The organism is Arthrobacter sp. Dra40 (assembly GCF_059091905.1).
The window spans coordinates 1-273 of record NZ_JBNHHB010000603.1; the positions used below are offsets into that span (position 1 = coordinate 1).

Below are 273 nucleotides of genomic sequence, written 5' to 3' on the forward strand. Positions count from 1 at the left end.
GGCTGCGGAACCTGAAAATCGGCGGCGTGGAGGACGTCTGGATCCGGCGGCTGTATACCGCTCCCGAGGACGGGCAGCTGCTGGGCATGGACTCGAATGCCCGGAAGTTCCCCGACGGGATCCGGCGGATGGTCATGGCACGGGACGCGATCTGCGCCGCTCCCTGGTGCGACGCACCGATCCGGCACATCGACCACATTGTCGCCTGGTCCGAGGGCGGGCCCACCACCCTGGCCAACGGGCAGGGGCTGTGCGAGCGCTGCAACCACGCCA

General features: G+C 69.2%; 1 protein-coding gene. It reads left to right on the forward strand.

Annotated features, from left to right (window positions below):
• Positions 1-273, forward strand: a 273-nt coding sequence (locus AC5RWT_RS38195; protein ID WP_494084732.1) for an HNH endonuclease, incomplete at both ends; no start/stop codon positions are given.